The organism is Eubacterium sp. 3_1_31 (genome assembly GCF_964249515.1).
In the GTDB taxonomy this organism is placed as follows: domain Bacteria; phylum Bacillota_I; class Bacilli_A; order Erysipelotrichales; family Erysipelotrichaceae; genus Longicatena; species Longicatena caecimuris.
Map to the genome: position 1 here is coordinate 1 of NZ_CAXUBY010000093.1, position 2467 is coordinate 2467.

Below are 2467 nucleotides of genomic sequence, written 5' to 3' on the forward strand. Positions count from 1 at the left end.
GAGTTTTATTTTTAAAGGCTCATCGCTAAAGCTCTACGGAACCCCCAGACTATCTGGGGGTTTTCTCATACAAAAAATAGCACATACCTTTTATATAGGTATGTGCTATTTTTATAAAACTTTGCTTAAGAATTCTTTTGTCCTAGCATTTTGAGGATGTAAGAAGACTTCTTCTGGTGTTCCTTGTTCTGCAATTATGCCGCCATCCATAAAGAAGACACGATCACTGATTTGTTTTGCAAAGCCCATCTCATGCGTTACTATGACAATTGTCATTCCCGTATCTGCTAGTTCCTTTATGACCTCTAACACATCTTTGACCATTTCTGGATCAAGTGCACTAGTTGGCTCATCAAATAAAATCACATCCGGTTGCATTGCCATCGCACGTACAATTGCTAAACGCTGTTTCTGTCCACCTGACAACTTTCTTGGAAATTCATCCTTCTTGTCTAAGAGTCCAACTTTACTTAACAATTCACATCCCCGCTTTTCTGCTTCTTCCTTAGACATTTTCAATTCTAGACAAGGAGTGATGGTAATATTATCAAGCACACTGAGATGCGGAAACACATTGAAATGTTGAAAGACCATTCCGATTTTTCTGCGGTGTAAATCTAAATCTACGCTTTTATCCGCTATATTAACACCTTCAAAAATAACTTTGCCTGAAGTAGGCACTTCTAGCAAATTTAAACAGCGTAAGAAAGTACTTTTTCCTCCACCACTAGGTCCGATGATAGACACAACTTCCCCTTCATGAATTTCTTCGGTGATTCCTTTTAATACTTCCAACTCACCAAAACGTTTGGTTAGATTCTCTACACGAATTAATGCTTCTTTAATCACTGACACACATCCTCCTTTCCATATATTTTACAAGTTTACTTAAACTGTAGGTAACAATCAGATAAATGATGGCCGCAATCGTCAATGGTTCTAATGAGAAATAGGTCGCCGTCTTTACGATATTGTTAACACTCATTAATTCACCGATATAGAAAGAAGAAGCCAATGATGTTTCCTTTACCATCATAATAAATTCATTTCCTAAAGAAGGAAGAATGCTCTTAATAGCTTGTGGGAATATGATCTTTACCATCATATGCTGATTACTCATTCCAAGACTTTTGGCAGCTTCCCACTGCCCTTTATCGACAGACAGAATACCACCGCGAATAATTTCAGCAACATAAGCACTACTATTAATGATTAAAGCAACAATCACACTGACCAGCATCGGAATATCACTGTTGATAGCCGCAAAAATACTTACAAACAACCATAATTGCAACAACAGCGGTGTACCACGTATTGCTTCTACATATGCACTTGATAATAATTGTATAAAACGATTCTTGCTCAATTTGATGAGAGCGAAAGCCGTTCCAATCAATGTACCACCTAACACGGTCACAAAGGCTAATCCAAGTGTCATACCCAAACCTTCTAAAAACATTGGCCAATAACGTACAGCAATTTTCCATGTTCGTTGGAGAAAGTTTCCTTCAATTTTTTGTTTATCGTAATTTACAGCAGCCTGATACCATTCTTCATATAACCCCTTATCTCGTACCTGCTGAATAATTTCATTCGTTTTATTTAATAGTGCGATTTCACCTTTAGGAATACCGATTCGTGTTCCCATATAATCAGGATTTAGTTTAAAGAGCAACTGTTTGCTCATGTGGATACCTTCATTCTGTTTTGCAAAATCCTGTCCGGTACCATAAGCGCAGGCAACGGCATCTACACTGCCATTTTTTAATAGGTTTATACCATCATTTAATCCGGTGATATATTGAATGTTGGCCTCTTTCAGTTGTGTCTTTACATAATAATCTTGTAAAGAACCTGCCTGTACTGCAACCTTTTTTCCTTTTAAATCGCGTAGTTTTGTATACACATCTTTTTTATCTGCCTTAATTAGCAATCCCTGCCAGCTGGATTCCCCATTTTCATCATAGTAAGATTCACTCATTTCCATCGCATCCATTCGCTCAGGCGTTTTGGTAATGCCGGTGATTGCCATATCAATCTGACCATTTCCAAGACTTGCCAATACAGCATCAAAATCCATTGCCTTAATGGTCAGTTTGACCCCCATCTCATCAGCAATATATCTGGCAAAGTCCATATCACTACCGACGTATTGATCTTGTCCTGTTTTCGTCGTATCGATAAATTCATTCGGTGGAAAGTCTGGTGAGGTTCCAACAATCAGTTCTCCACGTTCCATGATTTTGTCTAACAGTTCCCCTTCACCATTCGCCTTGGTGCTTTCTTTTGCCTGTATCTGTATTAAAAAGCTTCCACAAAGCACGCTAAGTAGGATAAATAAGGTACTTATTTTTGTGAATTTCTTCATCATCATCTTCCTTTCTCACTCATAAAATCGAGTAGGGTGAAATAAATCACCCTCTCACACCACCGTACGTACGGTTCCGTATACGGCGGTTCGTTTTAA

General features: G+C 38.3%; 2 protein-coding genes. Both read right to left on the bottom strand.

What is annotated here, in order from left to right; genetic code table 11:
* Positions 1 to 111: 111 nt before the first annotated feature.
* Positions 112 to 849 (bottom strand): amino acid ABC transporter ATP-binding protein, encoded by a 738-nt coding sequence (locus ACESSZ_RS16340; RefSeq protein ID WP_119983385.1) that lies wholly within the window; start codon positions 847 to 849, stop codon positions 112 to 114.
* Entirely contained in the window at positions 842 to 2368 is a 1527-nt protein-coding gene (locus tag ACESSZ_RS16345) for an ABC transporter substrate-binding protein/permease (protein ID WP_119983386.1), read from the bottom strand. Before ACESSZ_RS16345 ends, ACESSZ_RS16340 begins: the two co-directional genes overlap by 8 nt.
* Positions 2369 to 2467: the final 99 nt, after the last annotated feature.